Here is a 24,147-nt window from a genome sequence, read left to right as displayed (position 1 = left end):
CGGCGGGGGCCCGGACCGGAGGGCATCAGGTCCGCAGATCGAGCATCGGCTCGGCGTAGCGGGCACGCCCGCAGACGGTCATGAAGACCGGGGTCTGCTCGCGCGGCAGCCGCAGCAGGCTGGAGACCAGGTGCTCGTCGAACGAACGCGCCGGGCGGGCGAACAGCCCCTGCGCCGCAGCCGCGACGGTCAGGCCGTGGGTGACCCAGCCGCACCACACCTGGAGCAGGCTCCACGCCTCCGGCCCGAAGTCCGCGATCAGCCGCTCCAGGTCGACGGTGAAGTACCAGAGCGAGAGCGCATGCCGGACGCCGCAGTCGTTCTCCGGCGTCAGCGGATAGCCGAAGCCGGCCTCCAGCCTGCCCGCCAGCCCCGCGTCGGCCTGCTCCAGCCGCAGCGCTCCCTCGTCCACCGCATAGTGGCCGGAGGCGAGGCCGGCCGTGTGCTGGACGACGACATGGAGCCGGACGGCGGAGCCGATGTCCCGCAGCCGCCCCTCCGGAGCCGGGACCCGCGCCCAGGCCAGCAGTTCCGCCAGGCGGCCCCGGTCGGTGGCCGCCGGTCGCACCGCGAACCCGGTCAGCGGGCTCGGCACCCGGCCCGCCGTACGGTTCCACACCACCCGGCTCCAGTCCGTCCCGGCCCGATCGGGCAGCGGCGGGATCGCCTCGGCGGGGGAGCAGGGCGCTGCGTCGACCGTGTAGCGGACCTCGGCCACCAGGGCCGACCCGGTGAGGGACGGGTGCGCGGACCCGGTGTCCAGCAGGGCGTCGAAGCCCCGGTCGTAGCGGTCCTGGACGGGCCCGCCGAGCGGCCGGGACGGCGGCAGCGGATCGAGGCCGTGCAGGGTGACGACAACCGGCGCCGACCAGCTTCCCGGCCCGGACGAGGCCAGCAGCTCCCCGGCGGCGCCCACCTGGGGACCGCCGTACTGAACGGTCGCCGGGACGCCGAAGAGCTGCGCCGCGACCACCAGGCTGCGCACATTGATGCCGATCTCCAGGTCGGCCAGCGCCCGGCGCAGGATGCCGTACGGGGTGGGCAGATCGGTGTACCGGGCCCCCAGCACCACGCGGACGCCGCCGCCCGGCGGTCGCAGCGCCGCCACCGGGGCCGGGTCGGCATCGAGGTCCACCAGGGCATGCCGGTAGGGATCGAGGTAGCCGGGCGCACCGTCCGGTCCGACCACCTGCACATGGACCGGGAACTTGCTGCGGACGGAGGCGATGACCCGGTGGTCGTTGGCCGGGTTGGACGGCTCGCGGCGCTGGAGGCCGAACGCGGCGGTGAGCACATGCCCGAGCAGCCCCGGCCCGGCGTTCGCGGCGGGGACCCGGCCGCCCGGGTACCCGGCCTCGGCCAGCAGGTCCCGGGTGCCGAGCGGGAGGGGGCGGCCGAGCGGCCCGCGGGCGCCCTGCGGCGGCAGGGTGGCCGTGGTACGGACCCGCTCGTCGATCCGCACCGGGTCCTGGAGCAGTCCGCGCAGCGGCCCCTGGCGCAGCGCGAACCGCAGGATCTCGTCGTCGCTCGCGGCAGCCATCGTCGTTCTCTCCGCCCTCTCCGGCGTCATGTCAGCCATATCCGTCCGCTCGGCAGGGGGTGGCGGCCGAAGACCGGGTCCACCGTGACCAGCCGTCCGCCGATCCTGCGCCCGCCCACCGCCGTGCCCTCCCGCACCTGCCCGAGCAGGCGGTGCAGGGCGCGTACCGGAAGCAGCTCCACGCACCAGGCCCCGGCGGTCGGGGGCGGGGCCTTCTCGCCGTGGTGCAGCGCGGTGACGAACGCCGTACCCAGGGCGGCGTGCGCGGCCGTCGGCGTGGTCGGCCCCCATTCCGCGCTGACCAGGTCACCGGTCCGCCGGTCCTGGCAGCAGACCAGCGACCAGTCCAGACCGGGGAGGCGGCGCTCGGTCAGCTCCACCGGGCTGCCGTGGTAGTCATCGAGTGCGCTCCACAGCGCCCGGACGGGGGAGGAGCCGAGGTCCTGCCAGCGCACCTGACGCTCGGGGGCGGCGGCCGGCGCCTCGGTGGCGAGCAGTCGCAGGACGCCGTCGAGTACGAGGTGCGCCATGCTGGACCCGGCCGCCGCCGTCCAGGGCGCCCCGGGCGGGGGGCCGGGCGTCGCGGGACCGTCGTCCGCCATGGCCGCCTGGGCGCGCAGCAGGGCCAGTACGGCGTCGCGCCGGGCGGCGGCCTGGCTGCCTCCCCAGCCGAGCAGCGGGCCATGCGGTGCCGCCGCGACCGGTCGGAGTGCGGCCGTGGCGATCGGTCGGCCGGTCCCGGCCGCGTTCTCAAGCCAGCGCGCTGTGCCGCGCCACGGTGCGGTGAGGAGCGCTGCGGCGGCTTCTCCGTCGCTGTCGGTGTCGGTGTCGGTGTCGGCGGGGGTGAGGGTGGCGGCGGGCTCCAGGTCACGTCCGGTCAGCGGTCGCCGGTGCGGCCCCGGTGGCGGCGGGGTGAACGGGACGGTGGTGACCGACGCCGTGTGGCCGTGCACCACCAGCAGGTCGTCGGTCTCCGCGATGCCGGTCAGCCGGTCGAGTACGCGTCGGGCGGCCAGCGACCCGGCGAGCACGGCCCCCACGGGCCGGGGCGGGGGCGCCGCCGGGTCGGTCCGATTCCACAGCGCCACCCGCTCGACGGCCGACGCGAACCCGGGCAGGCCCCCCGCGCCGTCCAGCACCGGCCCGACCACGATCCGCTCCTCGTCGGCGACCAGCGGCAGCAGCGCCCCGGGCCCGGACAGCGAAGCGGCGACCGCCAGCAGGTCGGCCGGTGCCTCCACGTCGTCGATCAGCACGGTGAGCCGGGCCGGGTCCGCCCCCTCGGCGAGCCCGATGCCGAAGGACTCCAGCGCGCGGGTCAGGGCGGCGGCGGCCGGGCCGCCGCCCCGGACGGCGACCCGGGCCGCGCGCACCTCGGCGAAGACCTCGTAGGGCCGCGCGCAGTGCTCCTCCAGATGGCTGAGCAGATCCTCGTGGCGCGCGGCCGTGGCCGCGTCCGGTACCGGCCTCCCGGCCGTGTCCAGGTCCAGCATCAGGCCGCGCTCCAGCAGCCGGCCGACGATCCCGCGCAGCACCGCCGCCGCCGAGGGCTGCTCCGTCGCGATGAGCGCGTCCAGGTCGGTGCCGTCGGTGAGCGCCCCCAGGTGGGAGTCGAACAGCCGGAACACCTCGGACGGTCCGCGCAGTACAAACGACGACCCGTGGAAGCGGCAGTACAGCCCCTGCTCGGTGGGGGCGAAGTGGCTGCCTGGCCGCAGCTTCACCCTCACCGCGCGGCACCGTCGCAGTCGACCAGCCAGACCGGCGACGCGGGGCTTCCCGGCTGCGCTCCGGCCGCTGCGCCAGGGTCGGCGGGAAGGTGGCCGCCGCGCCCGAGGACGACCCGTCCACTGGTCAGGCGCGGCAGGTCGAAGCCGGTCGCGGAGGGGTTCGCGGCCCGCAGCCCGGCGACGGTCGCCGCATAGGGGTCGAGCAGCACCCGTCCCGCGCCGGACAGCCAGGCGGCGACCCCGAGCGGCGCGGGCAGCGACTCCGGCTGCCCGGTCGGCGTACAGCGGACCAGGAAGGGGCGGCCGTCGCCGTCGTGCAGGGTCAGCGTGTCGGACTCCTGGTCATGGACCAGGGCCACCCGGCACCAGTCGGCCGACGCCATCGGGGCCCGGTCGGCGGTGGCGGACCGCACCATGGGCCGCTCCGGGTGCGCCAGCACCCGTATCCGCTGCCCGTCCTCCCCGGGCTCCGGGTCCGAGGTCCGCCCGGCGGCCTCATAGGCGAGGACCTCGACCCAGCCGTCCTGCGGCCGGACCAGCACGCGGTAGCCGACCGGCGGCTCCGCGAAGCGCTGCGGAAGGCCCGCCGCCAGCTCTTCGAGCAGGCCGGGCTCCAGCGCGACCGGACCGTCGGCGGTCGCGCGCAGCCGCCGGTCGAGTGCGCGCCTGGCCTCGGCGCGCAGCCGCAGCAGCCGGCCCAGGGAGCCGTCGGCCGGTCCGAACTCGTCGCTCGCTGCGGAGCCGAGCATGCGGGCCCGGCGCTGCGCGACGCCGAGCAGGTCGGCGGCCTCGTCCGCCAGGTTGGCCCGGCCGCCCGCACCGAACCGGTCGGTGAAGGCGACGGTGAGCAGGGCCCGGGTGTCATGTCCCCGGTCGAACACCGCGCACAGCCGGGCGACCGCCGCCAGGTCGCCGAAGGCCCGCTCATAGCCGGCCGGGGGCCGGGCCAGGGTGTGCCGCAGGGCCGCCGCCCCGGTGCCTGGACGGCTCGGCGGGGCGGGCGGCCCGCCGGGCCCGGCCGGGACCAGCAGCCCGCTGCGCAGCCCGGCCCGGACCGCCTGCGCGGCGGCGTCCGGCCCGGCCAACCGGCCGCCCAGCTCTGCGGTGAGGGCGGCGGCGGGCAGCGGGCCGAGTCCGGCGAGCGCCACCAGGGCGCGCACCGTCGCGGTCACGGTCACCGCCAGCACCCGGATCCGCTCGCCGTCCCGCACCTGGTAGCGGATCCGGCCGTCCTGGTGGACCGCGCTCGGGTTGAGCAGTACGGGGAGGGCCGGGTCGGCGGCCGGTTCGATCACCGGTGCGGTGGCGGAGGTCACTGGGCCACCGCCGGGAAGTGCGGGCGCACCTTGTCCGCGAAGAGCTCGGTGGAGCGCATGGCGGCGGCGCCCCCGAAGTCGCCGAAGTCGGCCTGCCAGAGCAGCCCGTCGGCGTGGGTGCGCTCCTGGAAGCGGCCGATCTGCTCGACCACATGCTCCGGCGAGCCGACGATGGCGCTGCCGTTGGCCCGCAGGTCCTTGGCGGTGAGGGTGCGGATGGACGCGGCCAGTCCGGTGTACTGGGCGTAGTCGGAGGAGACGGTCTCGTCCCAGCTCTCCAGGGCCGACCCCCAGACCTGGAGGTACCGGTTGAGGTGCGGGTCCGCGATGGCCCTGGCCTCCTGGTCGGTGTCGGCGACGACCAGCGGCATGCTCGCCATCACGCGGGCCCGCTCGCCCGGGTGGTGCGCGGCGAACGACTCGCGGTAGAGCTCGACCATCGAGGTGTCGAAGTCCCGCCCGGTCGGGGTGATCAGCAGGCCGTAGCCGAGTTCGCCGATCCGCCGGAAGCTCGCCGGGGTCTGTACGGCCGCGATCCAGAACGGCGGCCGGGGCTGCTGGGTCGGGCGGGGCAGCACGGTCGCGTCCCGCAGGGTGAAGAAGGGGGTCTCCTCGCTGACCTTCTCCTCCGTCAGCAGGCGGTGCACGGCGGCCACGGTGGCCTCGAAGCGGGCCCGGCTGCCGTCCATCGGCACATCGAAGGAGACGAACTCATGCGGCAGGTAGGCCCGCGCGAAGCCGATCTCCAGCCGCCCGTTGCTGATCGCGTCGACCATGGCGATCAGCGAGGCGAGCTGGACCGGGTGGTGGAAGACCGGCAGGACGCATCCGGTGATCAGCCGGATGTTCCGGGTCTGCGCGGCCACGGCGGTCAGGAAGGTCAGCGGGCTCGGGCAGTAGCCGCCGTAGGGGTGCAGATAGTGCTCGGTCATCTTGACGTAGTCGAACCCGGCCTGGTCCCCGTACCGGGCCAGCTCCAGGACTTCGTCGTAGTACGCGGTCGGCGCCTTGGTCGCCGGGGTGCTGTCGGGCAGGAAGGAGAGGCCGAAGCGCACAGTGTCCTCCGGAGGCAGGGGAGTTGGCAGGGGGTACGGGGTCAGGGCTGGAGCAGGACGCCGGTGAAGGCGGCGGCGGAGAGGTGCCGCGCGGCGGCGGCCCGGACCTGGGCGGTGCCGGTCGCGGCGAGGCGGGCGGGGAACTCGGTGAGCCAGTCCGGGGCGAGGTCGTGCACGCAGGCGTCGAACAGCGCGTCGGCCAGGCCGGTCTGGCTGGAGAGCGTGATGGACCGGACGCCCCGGCTGTACCCCGCCGCGGACCGCACCTCCTCGGGGGTGGGCGGCTGGTCGCCGCCGATCCGGTCGAGGTGGGCCAGGGTGCGGTCCAGCGCCTCCGCCGCGTGGCGCGGATCGCAGCCGAACTGCACCAGGTTCACCGCCTGCCCGCCGATCTCCTCGGCGGCGCACCGCGCGCTGTAGACGTAGCCGGCCTCCTCGCGCAGCGTCCGCATCAGCCGGGAGGAGAAGTAGCCGCCGACGATCTGCTCGGCCAGGTGCAGCGCCGGGTACTCCGGGTCCCGGCGCGGCAGGGAGGGCCCGGCCAGCCAGACGTCGGCCTGCCGTACGCCCGGCCGGTCGACCGTGGCGACCGGGCCGCCGAGGACGGCGGGCGGCCGGGGCATCGCGCGGGCCGGAGCCGCCCCGGACCAGTCGGCCAGCGCGGTGGCGGCGGCGTCCAGGGCGTGACCGGGCGTCAGGTCCCCGGCCAGCACCAGGACCGAGCCGCCGGGCACCAGCCGGGTGCGGTGCAGCTCCGGCAGGGCCTCCCGGGGTACGGCGGCGACCTGGTCGGCCGACGGCGTCTCGCGGGCCGCCGGGTGGTCGCCGAAGCAGTGCCGCAGCAGGGCGGCGCGCGCCGCGTACTGTGGCAGCCGCTCGGCGATCCGGACCCGGTCGACCAGCCGGGCGCGTTCGGCCTCCACGGCCCGGGGGTCGTAGGCGGCCCCGGTCAGGCAGTCCGCGAGCAGGTCGAGCAGCAGCGGCAGCCCCTCGACCGGCGCCCGCGCGGTGATCTTCAGCCGCTCCGGCCGCACGGTGGCGCGCAGGGTGCCGCCGAGTCCGGCCAGGTCGCGCTCGAAGGCGTCCCGGTCGCGCCGCGCCGTGCCGCAGAGCAGGGTGGAGACCAGCAGTTCCGCGTCGGCGCAGTGCCGGGGCTCCTCGCCGCCGAACGGGACGCCGAGGCGCAGCTCGACCATCGGCACCGAGGCGCGGCGCGCGGCGACGATCCGCAGTCCGCTCGGCAGGGTACGCGCGGCGTGGTCCAGCGGTGGCGGCGGCGGGGCCTGCCGCAGGTCGGGCAGCAGGTGAGCGGGCAGGGTCGGGGTGGTCATGCCGCTCCTTGGTCGGGCTCCAGGGACAGCACGGCGGGTGGGCAGTCGGCGAGCGCGGCGGCTGCCGCGCGCACCTGGTCGAGTCCGTCACCGGTCGGCAGCGCGGGTGCCTCCAGGGCCTGTTCGGCGTCGGCGTAGAGCACCTCGAAGGCGGCCAGCCGGCGGGCCCGCGCGGCCACGGTGTCCAGCTCGACGTACCAGGCGGTGCGCAGCCGGCGCGCGGCCGACTCCACCTCCTGCCGGGTCAGGCCGCCGTCCTGCTCGGCGGCGCGGGCCATCCGGGACAGCTCCTCCTGGACGGCGGCGGCGACGGTGTCGGGCGAGGCGCCGGTGCCGCAGACGGCGGTCGCCACGATCGCCTCGGGGTCCCTGGCGTCGTACGCCTGCCCGGTGAGCGAGGGCAGTACGGCCGCCTGGGTGGCCAGCGCCCGCTCCCGCACCAGGACCCGGCGCAGCCGACCCGACTCGGGGTCCCCGAGGACCGAGGCGGCGAGCAGCGCGGCCCGGTACTCGGGCGAGCCGGGCGGCGGGCAGCGCCAGGCGACGGCCAGCGCGGGCACCGGGGCCAGCGGGTCGCGGCGGGTGACGGCGACGGGCTCGGCCGGGGGCGGTTCGGCGGTCGGCGGCCGGTCGGCGGCGGGCCTGCCGGGCAGCGGGCCGAAGTACCGGTCGACGAGGTCCAGCGCACGGGCCGGGTCGAAGTTGCCGCTGATGGCCAGGACCGCGCTGCCCGGTGCGTAGTGCCGGTCGAAGAACTCCTCGCACTCCGCCACCTCCACATCCGCCAGGGACGCGAAGTCGCCGTAGCCGTTGTGGGTGTTGGCGTGCCGGGTGAAGAGCAGCTCGGGCAGCTGGAACGCCGGGAATCCGCCGTAGGGGCGGCCGAGGATGTTCCGCCGGATCTCCTCGGCGACCACCGCGACCTGGTTGTCGATGTTCTCCTGGGTGATGCGCGGGGACCGCATCCGGTCCGCCTCCAGGAAGAGCACGAGCTCCAGCGCCTCGGCCGGTACCACCTGGTAGTACGCGGTGTGGTCCCGGTGCGTGGCGCCGTTGAAGGCGCCGCCGGCGGCCTGGATGTGCTGCGCGTGGGCGAGCTTGGGCAGCGAGGCGCTGCCCTGGAACATCAGATGCTCGAAGAGGTGGGCGAAGCCGGACCGCGCCTCGGTGCGGTAGCCGACGTCATAGCTCACGGTGACGCCCACGGCCGAGACCTCGGGGTCCGGCAGCAGGAGCACGGTCAGCCCGTTGCCCAGCCGGTGCCGTTCCAGCCGGTGGCGGGTGCGCACCTCGGCGGTGCTCACGGTCACGTCAGATCCCTTTCCTCCGGTGCTCGGGCGGGCGCGGCACTAGCGTTCGTCGGTACGGAGGGAGCGCAGGCCGAACCAGAGGGTCAGCAGCGCCAGACCGACCGCCACCGCCGCGCCGGTCATGGCGCCGCTGCCGGTCAGCTGCCCTTGGAACAGCGCCCGGGTCCCGGTCACCACATGGGAGAGCGGGTTGGCCTTGGAGAGGCCGGACAGCCAGCCCGGGGCCAGCGTCATCGGCAGCAGCACCCCGGAGAGCAGCAGGGTCGGCAGCGTCAGGCTGTTGATGAGCTGGCCGAAGACGTCCTCGGCGGGCAGCCGCAGCGCCAGGCCGTAGGAGAGCGCCGACATGGCCAGGCCCAGCACGCCCAGCACCGCGAAGGAGATCAGCACGCCGACGAGGGAGGCGCGCAGCCCGGCCAGCAGTGCGCCGAGGACCAGCAGCACGCCTTGGGCGGTGAGCACCACCACATCGCGCAGCACCCGCCCGATCAGCAGGCCAAGCTCGCTGGCCGCCGTCACCCGCATGCGGTCCAGTACGCCCGAGCGGGTGTCGGCGATCACGCCGAACCCCACGAAGACCGAGGCGAAGACCGACTGCTGCACCAGCAGCCCGGGGACGAAGACCCGCCACGGGTTGTCGCCGAAGCCCGGCACCTCGGTGAGCCGGGACAGCAGCGGCGCGAAGAGGGTGAGGTAGAGCAGCGGCTGGAGGAGTCCGGCGATCACCCAGGCGGGGTTGCGCAGGGTGTAGTGCATCGACCGGCGGAAGATGATCAGGCTGGTGCGTGCTGTGGTCACGAGGCCACCTCGGAGTGGATCGGCTCGGCGGGGGCGTCCCCGGTCGCTGCCTGGTCGGGTTGGGGGGCTTGCTCCGCCGGGGCGGCACCGCGGCCCTCCTCGCGCAGCGAACGGCCGGTCAGCCGCAGGAAGGCGTCCTCCAGGGTGGGGCGTTTGACGGCGATCGAGGTGAGCTCGACCCCCGCCTCGTGGAGGGCTCGCAGCAGCTCGGGCAGCCGGCGCTGCGCGTCCGCGCAGTGGAGGTGGACCGAGCCGACCGTGGAGTCCGGGCGGCAGTCCGGGAGGACCCGGGTGGCGACGGCTGTGATGTCGCCGATCTGGTCGCTCTCCAGGATGATGACGTCGCCGCCGATCTGGTTCTTGAGCGCGTCCGAGGTGTCGGAGGCGACGATGCGCCCGCCGTCGATCACCAGGATGCGGTCGCAGAGGGCGTCGGCCTCGTCCAGGTAGTGCGTGGTGAGGAAGATCGTGGTGCCCTGTTCGGCACGGAGCGTGCGCAGGTGGTCCCAGAGGTTGGCGCGCGCCTGCGGGTCGAGACCTGCGGTCGGTTCGTCGAGGAAGAGCAGTCCGGGGCGGTGCACCAGCCCCAGCGCCAGGTCGAGGCGGCGGCGCTGCCCGCCGGACAGCTTGCTGCACGGCCGCTCCAGCAGCTCGCCGAGGTCGAACTGCTCGGCGAGTTCGGCCGCCCGGGCGGTGGCCGCGGCTCTGTCCAGGCCCTGGAGCATCGCCTGGGTACGCAGTTCGTCCCCCGCGCGGTGCTCGCCGCCGGAGCCGCTCTGGCCGACATAGCCGATCCGCCGCCGCACCTCGGCCCGCTGCCGGACCACGTCGTGGCCGGCCACGGTGGCGGTGCCGGAGGTCGGCTTCAGCAGTGTGCAGAGCATGCGGACGGTGGTGGTCTTCCCGGCGCCGTTGGGGCCGAGGAAGCCGACGACTTCGCCGTCCTCGACCGTCAGATCGACTCCGGAGACCGCCTCCACCGGACCGGAACGGGTGCGGAAGACTCGGGTCAATCCCTGCGCTGTGATCACATTGGGCTCCGATGTGCGTCCAGGGGCGCTACGGGCCACGAACTCCCGGTCGCGGCGGTCGAGCGCACGGAGTCGGGGCCGGCGGTCGGCCGAAGGCGACGGCACGGCATGCGCTGGCAGCACCCGACTGTGGGCGAGAGCCACCGCCGCGTCCAGTGCACGGCCCGGGGTGCGGCGGAATCTGGCACCAAACTGCACCTCGGGGATGTCCGGCTTGCCGCCTTTGATGCGAACAGTTTCGAGGAAAAGCCCCAAAGGGGACATTGCGGACGCGCCGAGCCGACCGCGCGATGGCACGTTGATGTCATCGGACGTGCTTGCGCGAATGCGGCGGCCCCAGGAAGCTGATGGTCGTTCGCGTGGCACCGAAATCCACGCGGCAACCGACGAAGGGAAAAGACAATGAGCATCGACTTCGGCGCATTCGACGTGAACGAGCTGGAGGTCCTGGACGTGACCGACAGTGTCGCGCTCCCGGACATGGGCGCCTCCGCGATCATCATCTTCCCGACCGTCACCCCCGACGGCGAGGAGATCCTCGGCGAGGCCGACCTGGGCATCAGCGGCTCGCTGTCCACCTCCTGCTGCTGACCTCCCGCATTCCGGAATGACGCGCTGAACGCATCATGAATTCAAAGTAGCGTCACCGGTGGATTCAGCGGACCGGCCTATCTGCGGACGTTCGTCCGGCCTCACGCCGGCGCGGCGCTCCGTGTTCCTCCGGGAGTCACGACATGGACAGAATCGGCCCGGGCACGGCCGTATGCATCACCGACTATTCAACGCAGCCTCGGGAGCTGCTGCGTGCGATGTCCTCGCCGATCCGGCGATTGAAATCCACGCAGCAGCTTCCGGTCGTCCAGCTGCGGCGCGGCTGGCTGCACGGCTCGCATCTGCGCGTCGTCGTACGCGCCTATCCCGACCGCACCGCGCACCTTGAGGAGTTCCTGGAGACCGCCGGCCGGATCGCCGCCGAGCGCCCCGGTGAACCGCCCGCAGTGGAGGACTACCTGCGGCGCGCCGGACAGCTGGCCCGCTGGGAGAACCAGAAGGGCGACCCCCTGCCGCTGCACCCGCAGGGCCATGTCACCGCCGGACCGGACGAGGACGCCGAGCAGCTCGCCCCGGACGTCCTGCGGGCCCGCGACCTCATCACCGCCGGCTATCTGGAACCCGTCCTGGACACCGCCGAACTGCCCGACGCCGAGCTGCTGCCCACCCTCGCCCGGGTGATGGCCCTGGTGGCGCGCTCGCATCCGCTGGGCTACGGCGTCGGGACGCTCGCCTTCCGCTCCCATGTGGAGGGCGTCTGCTCGGCGACCGGCAACCACGCCGACCTCGGGTCCGTCTTCGCCCAGCGCTTCGCGCAGGACGAGGAGGTCTTCCTCGACGCGCTGACCGCACCCGTCGATGACCCGCTGCTGCACTCCTGGCAGTCCGCGATCGGCCGTGGCTGGGGCGTGGCCGAGGGCATGTGCGCCGCCGGCCTGCTGGACGAGCGGGCGTTGCAGAGCGCCGTCGGCCCGATGGAGTACCCGATGGGCCCGCCGGTGCGCAGCGAGTTCATCGCCGCGTATCTGACCAACCGCCAGGTGGCCGAGCAGAACTACCGCCAGACCGCCTACCGGGTGCTGCTGAACACCGTCTACCCCACGCTGACCTGCTTCGGCATCACTCCGCTGCGGCGCTACTACCTGTGCTTCGGGCTGAGCGAGGCGGCCGACCGCCTGACCGGGCTCAGCTCCGTGGAGCGCATGCGCGCCCGGGCCGGCGAACTCGCGCCCCGCTGACCCCGGCGCGCGCACCTCCCCCCGGCGTACTTCCCCTGGCGCACCACCCCCCCCTGGCGCACTTCCCGGGTGATTCCCCCGAGCGAGAGGAACTCTCCCCGTGCTGACCGACGCCGCGCAGGACTCGGCCGCCCCGACGCCCCCGGCAGAGCCCGGACGGTGGACGCTCGCCGACAGCGTGATGCTGCGCATCAACCCGACCGCCGGCCGCCGGCCGCCGGCTGAGCGCACCCCCGCTGCGTACCGCGCTCGGCGCCCTGTACGCGGCCGAACGCCGCTGCGCTGAGCTGAGCGAACCCGCCTGCGACGCGCTGTTCGCCCTGGCCGGGACCGCCGAAGGCCGACTCCGGCACCGCCTGCTGCACCTCAAGCGCGCCGTCTACAACGGGCGCGACCCCGGGCCCGGCCCCTGGCCGGCCGACCTCCCCGCAGTCGTCGTCGCCTGGCTCGACGCCGCCGAACGCAGGCTGCTGGCCCGCACCGCCGTCCAGACCGGCCACCCCACCTTCCTCACCCAGGAACGCGTTGCCTTCGCCGAGGCCCTCGGGTCGGAGCCGTTCCAGCTCTCGCTCGCGCTGAACTCCCCGCAGATGCTGGACGCCGTGCTGCGCTACCGCCGCAGCCCCGGCCGCCCATCAGCCAGGGACCGCAAGTCCGAACGCGGCCTGATCCAGCACTACGCCCGCGCCATCCTGCGGGTCAGCCCGCTCTCCCGCCTCACCGCCGCCGGCTTCGCGACCTGGTCGCCGGACGGCACCCCGCTGGACCAGACCCGCTTCGACCGGCGCCAGGCGGCCGGACTGCTGAGCATCGACCAGCCGCTGCTCTCCGGCCTGGTGGGCGGCATCGCCAACCCGCCCGACGCGGTCTCCGCAGGCACCGCGCCCATCCCCGGCCTGCTGGCGCGCAACCCCATGCTGCGTGAGGAGGGCGACCGGATCCGCTTTCTGCACCGCGCCGACGGCCGGTCCCGGCTGCTCGGCGCCGTGCTCAACGACGGCCTGGCGACCGTACTGCGGCTGACCGCGCTCGGGCCGATCCCCACCGAGGCACTGATCGAGCAGACCGCGCTCCGGCTGGCCATCCCCCCGCAGGAGGCCGAGGCCCTGGTCACCGCCGCCGCCCGAGCCCAGATCCTGGTCGCCGGGCCCGTGCTGGACGAGCAGAGCGCCGACCTGCTCGGCGACGCCGAGCACGCGCTCGCCGACCGCTGCCCCGAGGCCGCGCCGCTGCTCACCCGGCTGCGCGACGCACTCGACCTGGCCGCCCGGGGCTCGGTGACCGAGCGGACCGCCGCCCTCAACCGCATCGAGGCCACCGAGAAGCAGCTCAACGCCCTCAGCGCGGCCCCGGCCCGGCTGCGGGTCAACGAGGACTACCTGCTCGCCCCGCGCACGGTGAGCCGCGACGGCTACGATCAGCCACTCCGCGACCTGGCCGCGGTCGCCCGCTTCTACGCCATGTTCGACCGCCACCACGATGCGCGGTCCCTGCTCACCCGGGCCTTTGTGGACCGGTTCGGCAGCGGCGGACAGGCCCCGCTGCTCGACCACGCCCAGGATTTGGTCGCCGAGGTCCGCGCCCGGCAGGCCGCGCTGACCGAGCAGACCGCGGCCGACCACGGCCCCGCCGACGGCTCGCTGGCCGCGCTGCTCAAGACCCGGGCCGACGCCTGCACCGCGCTCGGCGACCGCCTGCTGGCGGCCCGCGCCGAGGAGGAGCTGCGCTTCGGCGCCGACTGGTTGGCCGAACTGGCGGCAGCCGTACCCGACCGGTTCTCCGCCGACGGCGCCTCCTACGGCATGCTGGTGCAGCCCGCCGGCGACCGGCTGGTGGTCAACGCCTGCTATCCCGGCCACGGCCAGCTCACCACGCGGTTCCTCGGCCAGCCCCAGGCGGACCCGCACGGCGACCCGCCGGACCGGCTGCGCCGCCGCCTCCACGCCCTCTACGGCTCGGACGGCCCCCGCCTGGTCGAGGACCACGGGCTGCACGGCAGCAACCTCAACCACCGGATGCGCCTGCTGGACCGCACCATGACCGCACGGGACTGGGCCGCCGCCCGCCTGGTCCACGACCCGGCCACCGACCGGCTCGGCCTGCTCGACGGCGACGGCGCCCCGGTCCGGGTGCTCTCCCTCGGCATGAAGTGGATCGACGCCCAGCCCCCCGCGCTGCTGCTGGCGGTCTGGCTGTACGGCCCGAGCCTGGTCGCCTTCGACCCGGTCGAACGCACCCACCGGGCCCGCCGCGACCACGACGCCCGGACCGGCGGCACCACCGCGTATCCGCGCCTGGTCGCCGGGCACTGCGTGCTCCAGCGCCGACGCTGGTACCCGGGCGCTGACCTGCCCGCCCCGGCGGAGCCCGCCGACGAGGTCAGCGACCTGCTCGCGGTCACCGCCTGGCGTGCCCGGCACGACGTCCCCGAGCAGATCGTCATCAAGACCCCGCTGTGGCGGATGCCCGGCCTGGACCGAGACCGCGACCGCGACGGCAGCGCGCCGGAGGCCGGTACGGCCGCGCAGATCCAGCAGATCGTCGCCGCCCGCCGCCGGGAGAAGCCGCAGTATGTCGACCTGGCCAGCGCGCTGATGGTCCGGGTGCTGCCCCGGCTGATGGAGCGCCGTCGGATGGGGTACTTCGAGGAGGCGCTGCCCGAGGTGCGCACCGGCGTCCACGCCGCCGAGTGGGCCGTCGAACTGGACCGCCTCCCGTCCCCGCCGCACCCCGAGGGAGGCCCCGCGTGAGGGTCAAGCTGCGCCCCGACGCCCACTATGCGCCGGTCCCGCAGGGCGTCCACTGGGCCCGGGCCGGACGCTCGTTCGTCCTGGCCGGGCCGCCCGGCCTGTATCCGCTGCTCGACAGCCGACTGGGCCTGCTGGCCGCCGGCACCAGCCTGGACGACCTGGTCCGCGACCTCGGCGACGAAGCCGCCCGGCCCGTCCTGCGCCACATCCTGGACCGCCTGCTGCGGGAAGGCGTCCTGCTCGACCTGGACGCGCTGACCGCCCCACCGCCGGACCCGGCGACCGCCGCCCGCCACGCCGAGGTGCTCGCCTTCCTGGAGGCGCGGAGCGACGACCCGTACCGGGTCTTCGCGCGGCTGCGCGGCGCCACCGTCGCCGTCGTCGGCGGCGGTCCGGCGGCCCGGCTGGTCGAGCGGACCCTGCGGAGCTACGGCGTCGAGGACATCCGGCGCAGTGAGCGCCCCACCCCCCGGGCGGCCGACTGCGACCTGGCCGTCCTGGTGGACGACGCCGACACCCCCGGGGAGCCGCCCCGACCGGAGGAGTACGCCGGCGTCCCACTGATCCCGGTCCACGCCGGACGCGACTTCGCCCTGGTCGGGCCGGTCGGCGCCCTCCCCGCGCACCCCGCGCCGCTGCTGCGGCGGGTACGGGCCTGGATCGACGCCACCCCGGACGGCCCGGCGCCGCGCCCGCTCAGCGCGGTACTGGCCGGATCGCTCGCCGCGAGCGCGGCACTGGCCCTGCTCACCGGGATCGGCGACCCCGCGCCGGGCCCGACGCTGGTACACGGCGGGCAACTGCGCACCCGGCAGCTCCCGGCCGCGCCCGGCACCCCCGCCCCGACCTGGGAGCGCTGCGCCGCCCCCCTGGCCCTGCTCGACCAGCACGCAGCACCGGCGGAGCCGACCGAGCAGGCAGAGCTGAGCGCCGCCGCCACCCTGGAAGCGCTCGCCGCCCTCACCCAGCCGTGGAGCGGCCTGGTCGCCCGGGGAGACGACGCCACGCTGATCCAGATGCCCGTCTCGCTGGCCACCGCCCGGCCGCTCGGCAGCCGCCCGCCGCAGCCCACCGCAGGCTGGGGGCACAACCGCGCCGAGGCGGTTCTGGACGCCCTGCTCGCGGCCGTACGTGTGCTGGCCGCCCAGGACTGCCCGCCGCAGTGGCGACCGCCGGGCGCGGCCGGGGGCCCGCCGGTGGCTGCCGCCGCCGGTTCCACGGCTCCGCGCTGGCTGCTCGACGGAGCGCTGCGCTGCCTGGACGCCGAGCTGACGAACCGTCCGGCGCTGCGCCGACTGGACTGGCAGGGCCTCACCGACGCCGGCCAGCGGTCGCTGTGGAGCGTCACCGAGGACTACTTCCGGCGCTCCATCCACGCCGAGGTACGGGCCCTACCCGGGCTCGGCTGGGCACTGGCCGCCGTCGAGGACACCACCGGCACCCTCCGCGCCCGGGCCTGGGGCCCCGACCCCGACACAGCGCTGTACGCGGCACTCGGCGCCGGGGCGGCCGCAGCCCAGGCCGACCCCGCACTCCGGGAGCGGCTCGGAGACGGCGGCCCCGGCACCGCGCTGATCGAAACCCTGCCGGACGCGGCGGTGCGCGCCGGGCTCCAGCAGGTCGAGAAGGTGCTGGCCGAGCAGGGGCGCCGCCTGCACGCCGCCCGGCGCACCGCCGACCCGGTGCTGGGCGAACTGCCCGTCGTCAGCGGGCTGGTGTGGTGCGCATGACCGACATCGCCAAGCCCGACATCGCCAAGCCCGACATCGCCAAGCCCGACATCGCCAAGCCCGACACCGCCGCACCGGCTGTCCCCGCCGCACCGGCCGCCCCCGGGCACCCGCCACGGGTGGGCCCCGGAGCCCCCGCCGGCTGGGACTGGCCGGGCTGGGCCGCCGCACTCGGCGGCCCGGATGCGACCGGACCCCTGCTGGCCTGCCGCGGCGGGTTCGACGTGGGCTGGGAACGCCAGGCCCTGGCCTGGGCCCGGACCGCCGACCGGCCGCTGCTCTCGGTGCGGATCACCGCCTCGGAGACCCTGATCGGGCCGCTGTGGACCCCCGGCGGCTCCACCGGGTGCGCCGGCTGCGCCCAGGCGGCCTCGCTCTATCTGCGGTGGGAGCCGGAGGAGCGCTTCGGCCACGACCGCGCGGAGCGCGAGCGACTGGAGGCAAGCGGTTCCGCGACCCCGCCGCCCGCCGGGTCCGGTACGGCCGCCGCCTTCCCGCCCTGGCTCGGGGACGCCGTCGGCGCCCTGGCCACCGACCGGCACCACGGCATCCGCGACACCGGCGGCCTGATCGCCGTCTCCGCCACCGGCACGGTCACCCGGCATCGCGTCAGCCGGACCTTCCGCTGCCGCGTCTGCGGCGATCCGGCGCCCCGCCTGCTGATCACACCGTCCGACCCGCCGCCCAAGGCGCGACGCACCGTCAGCCGACCCACCGGAGCGGCGGTGCCGACCCGGGGCGAGCACCCACCGTTCGCCCTGGACCCGGAACGGATGCGCGCCGCCCTCGCCGACCCCCGGTTCGGCCCGATCACCCGGATGACCCGGCACTCCGCCGGAACGTACCCGATCAGCGAGACCGAGCTGCTGGTCGGCACCCCCGCCGGGATGGGGCGGGCCGCGACCTTCCGCGAGGCCGAGGCGGTCGCCGTACTCGAAGCCTATGAACGCATGGCGGGCTACCCGCACGGAGCGGCGATCCTGCCCGCGACCAGCCGCCGCACCCTCGGCGACCTGGCCCTCGACCCGATGACCCTCGGCCACTACACCGAACGCCAACTCGCCTCACCGCACTCCCGGCTGCGCCCCTACCACCAGGACGCCGAACTGGACTGGGTCTGGTCCCAGCCGCTCGGCGGCGGCGAACCGCTGCTGGTCCCCGCCGAGATCGGGTTCTTCCGCTACCGCTACGACCTGCGCCCGCCCAGCGCACGGGAACGCGACGACCCCGCGACGCCTCCCGGGCCCCGGCGCAACTTCTTCCTGGACTCCTCCAGCGGCAGCGCCCTGGGGGCCACCTACGAGGAGGCGTCCCTGCACGCCCTCTTCGAACTCGCCGAACGCGACGCCTTCCTGCTGGCCTGGCACCGGGCCCGGCCGCTGCCCCGGATCGACCCGGCCGTGATCCGCGACCCGGACAGCCGGATGATGCTGCGGCTGGCCGAGGAGCGGGGCTACGACGTCCATCTGCTGGTGGCCACCGACCGGATCCCGGTGCCCGCCGTGTGGGCGCTGGCGATCCGCCGCGACCGGATGATCCCGGCCAGCTTCAGCACCGCCGGCTGCCACCCCGACCCGGAGGAGGCCGTCCGCGCGGCGCTCTGGGAGCTGACCCAGATGGTCAGCGCGGGCCTGGTCTGGGACCCGGCGGAGTACGCGCACACCATCGACGACCCCTGGCCCATCCAGACCATCGCGGAGCACTGGCGGCGCAGCACCTTCCCCGAGCTGCTGCCCCGGATCGAGCGGGTGCTCGGCGGACCGGACGTCACCCTGGAGGAGGCTTTCCCGGACTGGCCGCATGCGCTGGTGCGCGCCGCCGCCGGAGACGTCCGAGGGGCCCTGGAGTTCACCGCCGAGCTGTTCCGGCAGGCCGGGCTCGACCGGATCCTGGTGGTCGACCAGTCCACGCCCGAGCACACCGCGCACGGCATGAGCGCCGTCAAGGCCGTGGTGCCCGGCATCGTGCCGATGTGCTTCGGCCACGCCCAGCAGCGCCTCGCCGGGCTCGGCCGCCTGCTCGACACCCTCGGGGCGCCCGAGGCGGACATCCCCTTCGACCCCCACCCGTTCCCATGACCGGGCCCTCCATGGCGGCGGATGACGTCAGACGGTTCGCCTATCGGCAGGGGCCCGGTAAGCGGCTGCTGGGCGAGCAGCACCAGGTGGATGACGCGCACCCGACGACCGCGTTGCTGCCGCCGCCGCAGGCGCGCGGCACCACCGGCCTGCCGCTGCCCATGGACGTGTACGAGACCCTGGCCGCCACGCCGTTCCCGCACCGCTGCCGGGACACGGCCGGGGCGGCCGAGGGTGACCGGGTGGGCGCGATCCTGCTGACCGCCCTCGGACTCCAGCGCCGCGAACCGGACCACCAGTACGACGACCACCGCGCGGTCGCCTCCGGCCGGGCCAAGTACCCGGTGCACGCCTTCCTCGCGCACCATGACTCGCTGCGCTACCTGGACCTCTACCGGCACGCCCTGGTCGACATCCGACCGGCCGCGCCGGACGCCGGGGACGCCGGGAACGTCGGGGACGACAGGGACGACAGGGACCCTGGGGACGACACGGCGCGGATCGTGCTGGCCGCCCGGTACTCCGACCTGCCCGCCGCCTACGGCCGGTTGCGGTTCGCGGTCTGCGAAGCGGAACTCGGCATCAATCTGCGAGCCCTCTGCGTCGCCGCCGACCTCTTCGGCGAGCCGATCGAGGCCGAACCGGTCACCGCACCGGTCACCGCACCGCCGCACCCGGCCTTCCGGCTGCTCACCGCAGCCGGACCGGGCCACTGGTCGGCGCCGCTGGTCGCCCGGCTCCCGCAGCCCCGGCCGCCCCGGCCCAGCCGACCGCTCCCCGGCCCACCCGGCCGCCCCGAACCCGCCGACAGCGGGGGAGCGGCCCGCCACCGGCTGCTGGAGTCGGCGGCCCAGGACCCCACGGTTGCCGAGTCCAGCGCCGTCAGCGCCCTGCGCGCCACCGCCGCACCGCCTGGCTCGCCGCAGCCGCCGAGCCCCGCCCACGGCCTGCCCCTCCATCCCACACCGTCCTCCGTGTCCCCCGTGAGCTGGGCGGACGTCCTGTGGCGCAGAACGGCGGGACGGGTCTCCGGCCGCCGCTACGGCTTCGCACTGCGCCCCGCGCCGGTCGGCCGCGCCACGCTGGACAACCTGCTCGCCTGGGCCGCCGTGCCGCCCCCCGACCCGCTGGTCGCCGAGGTCGGCCGCCATGTGCGCACCACCCTGGTACTCAGCGGCGTCGGCGACCTGCCCGACGGCGTCCACCGGCTGCACGCCGGACGGCCGCACCCCCACCGCGCCGACCCCGGGGTGCTCGCCCGGCTGGAACCCGGCTTCGCCCGTCCCTCGTCCCCCACCACCGACATCGCGCTGCGCCATGCCTCGGTGCTCTGGGTGCACAGCACCGACACCGACGCGCTCTTCGATGCGCTCGGCCCGGGCGCCCTCGCCCTGCTCAACCTGTGGTGCGGATGGACCATCCACGGACTCTGCCTGGCAGCCGCCGCCACCGGTCTGATCGCCCGGCCGGCCCGCTCCTACGACGAACACCACGTCCAGCCCCTGCTCGGGCTGGAACGCAAGGAGGTCCCCGTCTTCATGACCGTCTGCGGAACCCCCAGGTTCACCGCCCCGATGCTGGACCTGCGCCCATGACCGGCACCGCGCGCACCTGGCGCAGCTGGCACCTGCATGTCGCCTCGCTCGATCCGCAGGCACTCGAAACCGTCGTGGTCACCGCGCTGCCCCCGGTGCTGGAACTCGTCGGCCCCACCTCCGACGGGCAGCCCCGGCCGTGGTTCTTCATCCGGTACTGGCAGGCGGGCCCGCATGTGCGGCTGCGCATCGCCGACCTCGGCGACCGGCAGGCCGCAGACGTCGAAGCCCTGCTCGCCGACCGGCTCGCCCGGATCGACGCGGACCTTCCCGAAGAGCGGAGGCTGACCCCCGACGCCTACCGCCGGTCCGTGGAGCCGCTGGCCGCCATCGGCGAGTACGGCAGCCCGCTGCCGGTCGAGCAGTTGGCGCCGCCCGGCGCCCACCGGGCCGAGTACCAGCCGGAGTACGAGCGCTACGGCGGACCGGCGCTGCTGCCGTACAGCGAGGACCTCTTCCACGCGTCCAGCGTGGTCTGCCTGCGGGCCTGCCGTGCCCGGCCCGACCACCGGCATGCCTTCCTGGACGGGCTGGAACTGCTCGCCGCCTCGCTGTCCGCCTGGCCTGACCGGACCGACCGGACCGACCGGCCCGACCGCAGCGGACTGCTGGCCGGCCATCGCGACGGCTGGCGGGCGCTGCTCGCCCGGCGTCCCGGCGGGCCTCCGGACTGGGAGGGGCTGGACCGCGCGGTGCGGGCCGACGCCGAGCGGCTGGCCCCCACCGCCCCGGCGCTCCGCGAGCTGGTGGCCGGGGCGCCGTGCCGCTGGTCGACCTGGACCAAGCGGCTGCGGGCCGCAGCGGGCGGCTGGAGCACAACCCTCGGACCGGAGCGGGCGCGGCAGATCCTGGGCTCCCATGTGCATATGGCGCACAACCGGCTCGGCCTCAGCCCGCTGCGTGAGGCCCAGCTCGCGGCGGTGCTGCTCGCCCTCGATGTCACCGGCGCACCAGCCGAACCCGAACCCGCGACCCGGCGAGGTGCCCCATGACCGCCCCCGCGAGGAGCGCGGAGAGCCCGCCGTCCCCGGAGGCGGCGCCCGTGCGGCTCTCCGCGCTGACCAAGAGGTTCGGCGACATCACCGCCGTCGACGGTCTCTCCCTGAGCGTCGACGCAGGGCAGGTGGTGGCCCTGCTGGGCCCCAATGGCGCCGGGAAGACCACCACCATCGACATGGTCCTGGGACTCCAGCACCCCGACTCCGGCTCGGTACTGATCCACGGCCGCAGCCCGGACCGGGCGGTCGCCGCCGGGGAGGTCGCCGGAATCCTCCAGGGCGGCGGACTGCTGGGCGACTTCACCGTCGCGGAGACCGTGCGCTATGTCGCCTCGCTCTACGCCGACGCCGCCCCGGTCGGCGAGACCCTGGAGCGCGCCGGGCTCACCTCAATCGCCCGCCGCCGGGTCGGCAGGTGCTCCGGCGGAGAGCAGCAGCGGCTCCGCTTCGCCCTCGCCCTGGTCGGCCGTCCACGGCTGCTGGTCCTCGACGAGCCCACCGCCGGGCTGGACGCCGGTGGGCGGCGCGACTTCTGGCGTACCGTCACCCAGGCGTCCGGAGCCATGCCGCCCACCCTTCTGCCGCCCACCCTTCTGCTGGCCACCCACCAGCTGGACGAGGCGGACCGCTACGCCGACCGCATCGTGGTGATCCGCGGCGGCAGGGTCATCGCAGACGGCACCCCGGCCGAGATCCGGAACGCCGCTGCGGGCCGGCAGGTCACGGCCGTCTGGCCGGACGCCGACGAGACGCTGGTCCGGGCCGTTCCCGGGGTCGAGTCCGTGGAGCGCCGGGGCGTGACCGTCACCGTGCGCACCCGGGACTCCGACGCCGTCGTGCGCTATCTGATGTCCCATCCGGCGGCCCGGGACATCGAAGTGACCTCCAACCGCCTGGAGGAGGCGTTCCTCGCGCTCACCGCGCCGGACGCCGGGCCCTCCCACGCCGGTACGACAAGGAGCTGACCGTGTCCGCATCGGCCCCGGCCCCCCGGTCCGCACCCGCCCTCGGCGGCTTCAACGCCACGCTGCTGGGGCTGGAGATCCGCAGGGCGCTGCGCAGCCTACGGACCGTCATCCTGGTGGTGGCGATGCCGATGTCCTTTCTGCTGCTCTACGGGCTGCCGTACCGCGACCACCACCCCGGGGACGGGCAGCCGCTCGCGCGGATCACGGTGGCCATGGCCGTGTACGGCGCCATGATCGGAGCCACCTCCTGTGGCGCGGGCGTCGCCATGGAGCGCGTCGCGGGCTGGAACCGGCAACTGCGGCTCACCCCGCTGCGGCCGCTCGCCCAGGTCGCCGTGAAGACGATCACCGCGATGGTGCTCGGGCTGATCGCGGTGCTGGCCGAGTTCGCCCTCGGGGCGGCGCTCGGCGTCGACCTTCCGCCGCATGTCTGGCTGCTGGCCGGGCTCGCCGCCTGGCTCCCCTCTGCGGTGTTCGCGCTCTTCGGCCTGTTCACGGGCCTGGTCCTGCCGTCCCAGAACGTGATGCAACTGGTCGGCCCGGCGCTGGTGCTGCTGGCCGTGCTCGGCGGCATCTTCATCCCGCTGAGCCTGCTGCCGCACGCGATCCGGGTCGTGGCGCCGTTCACCCCGGCTTATGGCGCCGGTACCCTCGCGCAGTCCTGTCTGGGCGGCGGCGGCGCCGGAGCAGCCTCGGTACTCAATCTGCTGGCCTGGACCGGGGTCTTCACGGCGGGGGCCGTGTGGCGGCTGCGGCAGGACGTCGGGCGGTCCTGACCCCGTCGCACGCCGCCCGCCGCCCCGCACGTGCACCCTCACCCGCGCCCCCGGCGGCGCGGTCGGGTGGGCGCGGTCAGGTCAAGGGAGCGGCGGTGGCGGCCATGGCCGTGGGCGCAGGGGTCCCGGCGGTCCGGACCCGGCGGTTGGCGGTGGTGCAGAGCGCCAGCAGGGCGAGCCAGCCGCCGAGCGTCAGGGCGGTGCCCCGGGCGCCCAGGGCGGCGATCAGGACGCCGCCCAGCATGGTGCCGACCGAGAGCGCGCCCATGGTGAGGGTCTGCACGGCGGCGGAGGTGCGACCGCGCAGGTGGTCCGGGGTGACGGCCAGCCGATGGGTGGTGATGGCCACCGAGTGGATCGGGGCGATCACCGACTCGGCCGCCGCGACCACGCCCAGCAGCAGCGCATTCGGCGCCGCCGCGTAGAGCGGGAAGACCAGGGCCTCCACCCAGAGCATCGCCACGGCGATCCGCCCCAGCGGGAACCGGGCGGCGGCCCGGGCGGCCGGCAGTGAGCCGGCCAGCGCACCGATCGCCGCCCCGGTGAAGACCAGGCCGATCTGCGTCGGTGTCGCACCGACCGCCTGCGCCAGCGCGATGATGACCAGGTATCCGGCCCCGTAGCGGAGGTTGTCGGCGGCCTGCACCAGGCAGAGGAAGCGGATCACCGGCTGCTGCCGGAGCCAGCTCAGCCCCTCGCGGAGGTCGGTGGTCATCCGCCGGGCGGTCCGCTCCCCGCCGTCCACCGGCCCGGTCGGCTGCTGGAAGGAGAGGCGCATCAGCCGTAGCGCCGCCGCCGAGAGCAGGAAGGAGACGGCGTTGACCACAAATGGCACCGCCCGGCCGACGGCGTAGACGGCGGCGCCCAGCGATGCGCCGCCGACCCGCAGGGTGCTGGTCACGCCCTGGCTGGTCCCCAGCGCCCTGGCGAGGCGGTCCGGCCCGACGACATTGGGCAGGGCGGCCGTGTTCGCGGACTGGAAGAGCGCGGTGAGCGTGCCGGTGACCACCGCGAACGCATACAGGCAGGGCAGGGTGAGCCTGTCCAGCCAGAGCGCGGCGGCGACGCCGCCGGTGGCGGCGGCCCGCCCGATCTCGCACCAGACCATGGTGCGGCGGCGGTCCCAGCGGTCCACCAGGGCCCCGGCGAACAGCCCGAACACCAGGAAGGCGGCGGTGTTGAGGCCGAGGACCACACCGGCCTGCCCGGAGGGCCCGGCCATCGCCAGCACCAGCAGCAGCAGGGCGAAGTCCTGGACCTGGTCGCCGAGGTAGGAGACGGCCTGCCCGGAGATCAGCAGCAGGAAGTCGCGGTTCCGCCGCAGCGGAAGCCCGGAGGGGGTAGTCATGCG

19 protein-coding genes are annotated in these 24,147 nt (G+C 75.3%); 9 read left to right on the top strand and 10 right to left on the bottom strand.

The window, feature by feature from the left end; translation table 11 throughout:
• Nucleotides 1-25 precede the first annotated feature (25 nt).
• The 8 genes from C7M71_RS02685 to C7M71_RS02650 are packed head-to-tail and all read right to left on the bottom strand — an operon-like array spanning nt 26 to nt 10,093.
• A complete protein-coding gene (locus tag C7M71_RS02685; protein WP_111489687.1) occupies nt 26-1,540 on the bottom strand; it encodes a hypothetical protein in 1,515 nt (504 codons plus the stop codon).
• 26 nt (nt 1,541-1,566) lie between these two features.
• Nucleotides 1,567-3,270, bottom strand: coding sequence for a hypothetical protein (locus C7M71_RS02680; protein WP_162824115.1), 1,704 nt, complete (start codon nt 3,268-3,270; stop codon nt 1,567-1,569).
• Nucleotides 3,267-4,586: a hypothetical protein gene (locus tag C7M71_RS02675; RefSeq protein ID WP_114914141.1), complete on the bottom strand. Its 1,320-nt coding sequence runs from the start codon at nt 4,584-4,586 to the stop codon at nt 3,267-3,269. Before C7M71_RS02675 ends, C7M71_RS02680 begins: the two co-directional genes overlap by 4 nt.
• Nucleotides 4,583-5,641, bottom strand: coding sequence for an LLM class flavin-dependent oxidoreductase (locus C7M71_RS02670; protein ID WP_162824114.1), 1,059 nt, complete (start codon nt 5,639-5,641; stop codon nt 4,583-4,585). The genes C7M71_RS02675 and C7M71_RS02670 overlap by 4 nt, the downstream gene beginning before the upstream one ends.
• Nucleotides 5,642-5,682: 41 nt before the next feature.
• Nucleotides 5,683-6,972 (bottom strand): M16 family metallopeptidase, encoded by a 1,290-nt coding sequence (locus C7M71_RS02665; RefSeq protein ID WP_114914140.1) that lies wholly within the window; start codon nt 6,970-6,972, stop codon nt 5,683-5,685.
• Complete coding sequence (locus C7M71_RS02660) at nt 6,969-8,282, bottom strand: M16 family metallopeptidase (RefSeq protein WP_114914139.1); 1,314 nt, start codon at nt 8,280-8,282, stop codon at nt 6,969-6,971. Before C7M71_RS02660 ends, C7M71_RS02665 begins: the two co-directional genes overlap by 4 nt.
• A gap of 39 nt (nt 8,283-8,321) precedes the next feature.
• A complete protein-coding gene (locus C7M71_RS02655) occupies nt 8,322-9,080 on the bottom strand; it encodes an ABC transporter permease (protein ID WP_111492656.1) in 759 nt (252 codons plus the stop codon).
• Complete coding sequence (locus C7M71_RS02650) at nt 9,077-10,093, bottom strand: ATP-binding cassette domain-containing protein (protein ID WP_322975140.1); 1,017 nt, start codon at nt 10,091-10,093, stop codon at nt 9,077-9,079. Before C7M71_RS02650 ends, C7M71_RS02655 begins: the two co-directional genes overlap by 4 nt.
• A 420-nt stretch (nt 10,094-10,513) precedes the next feature.
• Here C7M71_RS02650 and C7M71_RS02645 point away from each other — a divergent pair, with 420 nt between their 5' ends.
• A complete protein-coding gene (locus C7M71_RS02645) occupies nt 10,514-10,702 on the top strand; it encodes a thiopeptide-type bacteriocin (RefSeq protein ID WP_111492654.1) in 189 nt (62 codons plus the stop codon).
• A gap of 143 nt (nt 10,703-10,845) precedes the next feature.
• Nucleotides 10,846-11,901 carry a hypothetical protein gene (locus C7M71_RS02640; RefSeq protein WP_162824113.1) on the top strand — a complete coding sequence of 352 codons (1,056 nt, stop codon included), beginning with the start codon at nt 10,846-10,848 and terminating at the stop codon, nt 11,899-11,901.
• Nucleotides 11,902-12,092: 191 nt separating this feature from the next.
• Here C7M71_RS02640 and C7M71_RS02635 read toward each other — a convergent pair whose 3' ends face one another.
• Complete coding sequence (locus C7M71_RS02635) at nt 12,093-12,401, bottom strand: hypothetical protein (protein ID WP_111492652.1); 309 nt, start codon at nt 12,399-12,401, stop codon at nt 12,093-12,095.
• 90 nt (nt 12,402-12,491) lie between these two features.
• Between C7M71_RS02635 and C7M71_RS02630 the strand changes: the two genes are divergently transcribed.
• From C7M71_RS02630 to C7M71_RS02610, 7 genes are read left to right on the top strand one after another with little or no spacing between them, the layout of a single operon-like run.
• On the top strand, nt 12,492-14,651 hold the full coding sequence (locus tag C7M71_RS02630) for a hypothetical protein (RefSeq protein ID WP_111492651.1): 2,160 nt from the start codon (nt 12,492-12,494) through the stop codon (nt 14,649-14,651).
• Nucleotides 14,648-16,381, top strand: coding sequence for a hypothetical protein (locus tag C7M71_RS32465; RefSeq protein WP_111492650.1), 1,734 nt, complete (start codon nt 14,648-14,650; stop codon nt 16,379-16,381). Before C7M71_RS02630 ends, C7M71_RS32465 begins: the two co-directional genes overlap by 4 nt.
• Nucleotides 16,378-18,459, top strand: a complete 2,082-nt coding sequence (locus C7M71_RS32460; protein ID WP_111492649.1) for a TOMM precursor leader peptide-binding protein — start codon at nt 16,378-16,380, stop codon at nt 18,457-18,459. Before C7M71_RS32465 ends, C7M71_RS32460 begins: the two co-directional genes overlap by 4 nt.
• Nucleotides 18,456-20,054, top strand: coding sequence for a hypothetical protein (locus C7M71_RS30470; RefSeq protein ID WP_162824112.1), 1,599 nt, complete (start codon nt 18,456-18,458; stop codon nt 20,052-20,054). The genes C7M71_RS32460 and C7M71_RS30470 overlap by 4 nt, the downstream gene beginning before the upstream one ends.
• The gene (locus C7M71_RS02620; RefSeq protein ID WP_162824111.1) at nt 20,051-21,046 is read left to right on the top strand and encodes a thiopeptide-type bacteriocin biosynthesis protein; all 996 of its coding nucleotides are present in this window, start codon (nt 20,051-20,053) and stop codon (nt 21,044-21,046) included. Before C7M71_RS30470 ends, C7M71_RS02620 begins: the two co-directional genes overlap by 4 nt.
• On the top strand, nt 21,043-22,017 hold the full coding sequence (locus C7M71_RS02615) for an ABC transporter ATP-binding protein (RefSeq protein ID WP_111493399.1): 975 nt from the start codon (nt 21,043-21,045) through the stop codon (nt 22,015-22,017). Before C7M71_RS02620 ends, C7M71_RS02615 begins: the two co-directional genes overlap by 4 nt.
• Nucleotides 22,018-22,019: 2 nt before the next feature.
• Nucleotides 22,020-22,796, top strand: coding sequence for an ABC transporter permease (locus C7M71_RS02610; protein ID WP_111493401.1), 777 nt, complete (start codon nt 22,020-22,022; stop codon nt 22,794-22,796).
• A gap of 76 nt (nt 22,797-22,872) precedes the next feature.
• On the opposite strand, the gene C7M71_RS02605 is transcribed toward C7M71_RS02610, so the two are convergent.
• Nucleotides 22,873-24,144, bottom strand: a complete 1,272-nt coding sequence (locus C7M71_RS02605; protein WP_162824110.1) for an MFS transporter — start codon at nt 24,142-24,144, stop codon at nt 22,873-22,875.
• Between the last annotated feature and the right edge of the window lie 3 nt (nt 24,145-24,147).

The organism is Peterkaempfera bronchialis (assembly GCF_003258605.2).
Taxonomy (GTDB): domain Bacteria; phylum Actinomycetota; class Actinomycetes; order Streptomycetales; family Streptomycetaceae; genus Peterkaempfera; species Peterkaempfera bronchialis.
The sequence above is the reverse complement of the archived record's forward strand: the minus strand, read 5'-3'. Positions and strand labels throughout refer to the sequence as shown.

Excerpts from the sequence above, each read along its gene's own strand:
- C7M71_RS02620 (WP_162824111.1), top strand. The coding sequence starts at position 20,051 with ATGACCGGCACCGCGCGCACCTGGCGCAGCTGGCACCTGCATGTCGCC.
- C7M71_RS02630 (WP_111492651.1), top strand. The coding sequence starts at position 12,492 with ATGCTGGACGCCGTGCTGCGCTACCGCCGCAGCCCCGGCCGCCCATCA.
- C7M71_RS02640 (WP_162824113.1), top strand. The coding sequence starts at position 10,846 with ATGGACAGAATCGGCCCGGGCACGGCCGTATGCATCACCGACTATTCA.
- C7M71_RS30470 (WP_162824112.1), top strand. The coding sequence starts at position 18,456 with ATGACCGGGCCCTCCATGGCGGCGGATGACGTCAGACGGTTCGCCTAT.
- C7M71_RS02685 (WP_111489687.1), bottom strand. The coding sequence starts at position 1,540 with ATGGCTGCCGCGAGCGACGACGAGATCCTGCGGTTCGCGCTGCGCCAG.
- C7M71_RS02605 (WP_162824110.1), bottom strand. The coding sequence starts at position 24,144 with ATGACTACCCCCTCCGGGCTTCCGCTGCGGCGGAACCGCGACTTCCTG.
- C7M71_RS02665 (WP_114914140.1), bottom strand. The coding sequence starts at position 6,972 with ATGACCACCCCGACCCTGCCCGCTCACCTGCTGCCCGACCTGCGGCAG.
- C7M71_RS02645 (WP_111492654.1), top strand. The coding sequence starts at position 10,514 with ATGAGCATCGACTTCGGCGCATTCGACGTGAACGAGCTGGAGGTCCTG.
- C7M71_RS32460 (WP_111492649.1), top strand. The coding sequence starts at position 16,378 with ATGACCGACATCGCCAAGCCCGACATCGCCAAGCCCGACATCGCCAAG.
- C7M71_RS02615 (WP_111493399.1), top strand. The coding sequence starts at position 21,043 with ATGACCGCCCCCGCGAGGAGCGCGGAGAGCCCGCCGTCCCCGGAGGCG.